The organism is Staphylococcus sp. GDX8P80P (genome assembly GCF_017893095.1).
Lineage (GTDB): Bacteria > Bacillota > Bacilli > Staphylococcales > Staphylococcaceae > Staphylococcus > Staphylococcus borealis.
This window is the reverse complement of the sequence record NZ_JAESMI010000070.1, coordinates 1-2,159: the sequence shown is the minus strand read 5'-3', so window position 1 is coordinate 2,159 and position 2,159 is coordinate 1. Positions and strand designations below refer to the sequence as shown.

At 33.6% G+C, this 2,159-nt stretch carries 2 protein-coding genes and 1 pseudogene; all 3 read right to left on the bottom strand.

Going from position 1 to position 2,159, the window contains the following annotated elements:
* On the bottom strand, positions 1–1,252 hold a 1,252-nt coding region (gene ccrA, locus KA858_RS06670; protein WP_210135308.1), incomplete at its 3' end, for a cassette chromosome recombinase CcrA.
* 176 nt (positions 1,253–1,428) lie between these two features.
* The gene (locus tag KA858_RS06665) at positions 1,429–1,686 is read right to left on the bottom strand and encodes a hypothetical protein (protein ID WP_070840097.1); all 258 of its coding nucleotides are present in this window, start codon (positions 1,684–1,686) and stop codon (positions 1,429–1,431) included.
* A gap of 67 nt (positions 1,687–1,753) precedes the next feature.
* Positions 1,754–2,159, bottom strand: a pseudogene (locus KA858_RS06660) (cassette chromosome replicative helicase); the annotation flags it as partial.

Below are 2,159 nucleotides of genomic sequence, written 5' to 3'. Positions count from 1 at the left end.
CATCAATGTAAGGGTACAATATGTTTAATGTGAAACGTTGTTGCATGACATTTTGTAAAGCCTTTTGAATTTGATGCGTATGGATTGATGTTATAGGTTTTGACTGTTGTTGAAATGATTGCGTTTGTTCTCTGAATGTATCTGCATCAATTTTGCCTTGGGCTAATTTTTCTATCAGTTGTTCTTGCGTGACTGTACTTTTAGCTTCTATGTCTTTTTGTTTTTTGAGTCGTTGTTGAATTGTATGGTTGATTTTCGAATGCAGATGTTGATTTTGAAAGAAGTCTTGACATGTAGATAAGACACTCGCTTCTAATGGTTGTGCGTTGATGCCCTTGAATTCACAGACAAAACGAGATGCATTCAAATTTTGAGGACAGACATAATAACGTAATGTATGATGCTTTTTTCTAATGGTCATATTTGTGAGTGTTGAGCTACAACACGGACATTTGATTTTTTGTTTGAGTTGATTAGCTGATGATGTCCGTTTGAGTTGCTTTTGTGAACGTATGGCTTGAGCTTGTTCATATATATTAGTCGAAACAATAGAAGGGAACATGTTGTCATATTGTCCGTATTGATTAATGACTCGACCACAATAATTAGAGTTCATGATAATATTACGTACTTGATAGGGTTTACGATTGATAAATTTCTCATTAGCTTCTAAGTATTGCGCAATTTTTTTATAGCCATATCCTTGAAGATAGTAACTGAATACAGCTTTTACTGTTGGTGCTTCTGACTTGTTTATTGTGAATGTCCCATTATGATAGTTATAGCCAAAGGGTGCATGGGTCGTGATGAGTTTACCTTGTTTTGCTTTTTCTTTGATTCCATTTTTGACTTGTTCGCCTATATTATCAGATTCTAGTTCGGCCAAGCTGATGAAAATATTGAGTTTGAGCCGATCGAATGCTTTATCCATATCGAAGTAGCCATCATGAACGCTTAAGATATGAACATGATACTTTTGACACAATTTCATGAGTTTTAATGCATTTTTTAGGTTACGGTGAAGTCGATTCAGACGATAGCAACATAATACGTTACATTGTCCTTGTTGAATCAGTTCAGTAACTTGTTGGTAACCATTTCGCTTATCAGTGCGTCCTGATTGCTTATCGCTATAAAAGGTAATGTGTTGAATACTGTGTTTTTCGGCTAGTGCTTTGATGGTCTGTTTCTGTGCTGCTAGAGATTGTTGTTTGAGTGTACTTTGACGTAAGTAACCAATTGCTTGTTTCATCTTATTTCCTCCTTCCAAAGTGATAATATATATTTATGAACGAATTTATAGATAAGCCCAACACCTGGCTGGTGTTGGGCGTTATTATTAGTCATCAGCGTGGTTAATTTCATCAATCACTAAATCAGCAAGTAATGTGATTAATTCGTCCATATGGTCATCCTCCAAATATCAAATTATATTGAATTGATAACATGTTGCATTGTTATTCGTTCTAGCCGTGTACTTGGGACAAAATGTTCAGTTATCTCTTTTTCATTCATGAATTCAGGGTACAAGTGATAAAATTTTAGTAGTTTTTGTTCCGTTTCAGTTAATACATATTGTTGTATATGGTAGTATCTGTCGATATAATTAACGATAATAGGTTTTTGATGATCATCGACTTCTACCGAATCAATTGTATAATCTAATAAGTTGACGTTTGTTTTCATTTTTATACCTCCGGTTGATTTAATGAGCTACAACGCATAGAGCGTTGTAGCGGTATAATATTCAAATTTATAGTTCTAAATCGTCACTTGCTTCTTTTTCTTTTGCTTGTTTAATAAAATTATTAAGCAAATCTGGATTTGTATTATTATCAAATTTCGATGGTGTGAAAGTTTCTGTATTGGAACTTAAGCCAAAAATAGGGGCAAGTTCTTTATCCAATTTAAGATGATAGAACACAATGGTCTTTGATTTACCTTGAGTATCTTTGACACTGCGTTTGGTTGTTTTTCGATTAGGGTCAGATTGAATATAGCCTTTATCTCGCAAAGCATTGATAACATTATTGACATCTTGGTATTGGTTTTCTTCTAACATATGTTTAAAAACATCTTTCAGTATTTTGACTTGAATATGATCATCTTTCAGTTCAATAAGCCCGTAATTTTCGATCATATTTGAGAGTTTATAGTCT